This is a genomic window from Microcoleus sp. K4-B3, from assembly GCF_036704615.1.
Classification (GTDB): Bacteria; Cyanobacteriota; Cyanobacteriia; order Cyanobacteriales; family Microcoleaceae; genus Microcoleus.
Genome location: NZ_JAUBSF010000216.1, coordinates 1 through 1,694, shown reverse-complemented (window position 1 = coordinate 1,694; position 1,694 = coordinate 1). Strand labels below are relative to the sequence as shown.

Genomic DNA, 1,694 nt, shown 5'->3' with positions numbered 1-1,694 from the left:
ATCATTATTATTCCATAATATTTCTATCCCAAGAGGTATTGACAAAATCTACTCCCTTCTAACTTGTTACCAATGATCGGATGCTGACGGACACTTGCTGTGTCTGCGTCAACTGATGCCTCAAGCAACGCTTGTCGTAGTCTTTGACTTGCAGCCAGACTTAGAAGTACCAATTGCGGCGCCCACAGCAATTCGATAAGCACAAGAATCTGAGCCCCCCTTAAAAAAGGGGGGCTATAAAAATTGACAAATTACTAAATACCAATTACCGCAGCAGATAAATATCAACCTAAGTTAGGATAATTTTATCCTCAATTTGCTTTTAAATCATGACTTCTACAACTGCAAAATTCATCGTGTCTCAAGTGGGAGAAATTCCCCAATGGCAAGCCGCCACATGGGAAGATTATGTAGCAGCCTGCGAAGATCCTTCTTTGGAGGAAGCGAGAATTTTTTTTTATGAAGGATATCTTTGGATAGACATGGGTAATGAAGGGCCTCAGCACGCCAGATTTAACAACCTCTTGACTCTGGTGTTTGGATTTTGGTTTGTCAGCAAAGGAGGACAAGCTTTCGATGATTTGGGTGCATGTGTAATTGAGAAGCCAAAGGTGGGAGGAGGTGCGCCCGATCGCATTTTATATGTCGGCGGAGAATTTATCCAGTGGCAAAAAGGGGAACCGCGCCGACTTAATCTAAATAAATCGCGAATTCCCGATTTAGTGATAGAAACTTCCGATACGACTTTGGCGATCGATTTAGATCAAAAGAAGCGCTTGTATGCTGCTTTGGGAATTCCTGAGTATTGGGTAGTAGATATTAAGGGCGAGAGAGTTTTGGCATTTCGCTTGCAGGAAAATGGGAAATATCAAGAATGCGAAATTTCCTCTGCCCTTGAGGGATTGCCAATTGCGTTGCTGTCGGAGACTTTGAAACTTTTGGGTGAGGGAAATGGGACGGCGGCGATGTGGTTTGCTCAACAAATTGGGAAGTTGTAGAGAAGTTGGCGAAAAGTGCGAGCGCTCTTAATTTTTCTCAATTCTTTACGCAATTATCGCTTAAAGAGAACCATCAGGGGCCTAAACAGTTACACAGTTTTAGAAGAAATCTATATAATCAAGTTAAGTGACTTGAGAAAATGTATGACAACAACTGTAGTAGACATCGGGACTTTAATTATCCGCGACCCCAACCTTCGAGGCGGCCGTCCGATTATTGCTGAAACTGGTACTTCTGTCCGCCGCATCGCCGTTTTGTACAAGCAGGGTAACAGTGCGGAAGAAATTGCTAGGCTGATGACTCACTTATCGATCGCACAAGTTTATGCAGCTTTAACGTATTATCATGCTAATCGAGAAGAGATTGATACAGATTTAGCTGAGGAACAAGAAGCTTACGAGCAGTTAGCAGAGTTACACTACAAAAACCTCAAGACAAATTCATGAGCATTATTCTACTGCTGCTAGACGAAGATGCGATGAATTAGGCTCTGCTTGATGCTCTACGCCTGCGGAGTGTTGATGTTATTTCTGTTGCAGAAATAGGAATGCTGTCTCGCAGCGATGAAGAAATTTTGTATTGGGCTCATGAAAATCATCGAGTAACCTATAGCTTTAATACTAAGCTGTTAAACATCTAAACTGCATTAACTAAGTTGCCTTTATTTTTTATCTTTCGGTTCCATTTCATAATTA

General features: G+C 41.9%; 3 protein-coding genes. All 3 read left to right on the top strand.

Annotated elements, in window-relative coordinates; genetic code table 11:
- The first annotated feature begins 329 nt into the window (after positions 1–329).
- The 3 genes from QUA78_RS32495 (at position 330) to QUA78_RS33050 (ending at position 1,639) form a co-directional block, all read left to right on the top strand.
- Complete coding sequence (locus QUA78_RS32495) at positions 330–998, top strand: Uma2 family endonuclease (RefSeq protein WP_333399261.1); 669 nt, start codon at positions 330–332, stop codon at positions 996–998.
- 144 nt (positions 999–1,142) lie between these two features.
- The gene (locus QUA78_RS32490; RefSeq protein ID WP_333307565.1) at positions 1,143–1,445 is read left to right on the top strand and encodes a DUF433 domain-containing protein; all 303 of its coding nucleotides are present in this window, start codon (positions 1,143–1,145) and stop codon (positions 1,443–1,445) included.
- Between the two features lie 44 nt (positions 1,446–1,489).
- Complete coding sequence (locus tag QUA78_RS33050; protein ID WP_445302432.1) at positions 1,490–1,639, top strand: hypothetical protein; 150 nt, start codon at positions 1,490–1,492, stop codon at positions 1,637–1,639.
- Positions 1,640–1,694: the final 55 nt, after the last annotated feature.

Excerpts from the sequence above, each read along its gene's own strand:
- QUA78_RS32495 (WP_333399261.1), top strand. The coding sequence starts at position 330 with ATGACTTCTACAACTGCAAAATTCATCGTGTCTCAAGTGGGAGAAATT.
- QUA78_RS32490 (WP_333307565.1), top strand. The coding sequence starts at position 1,143 with ATGACAACAACTGTAGTAGACATCGGGACTTTAATTATCCGCGACCCC.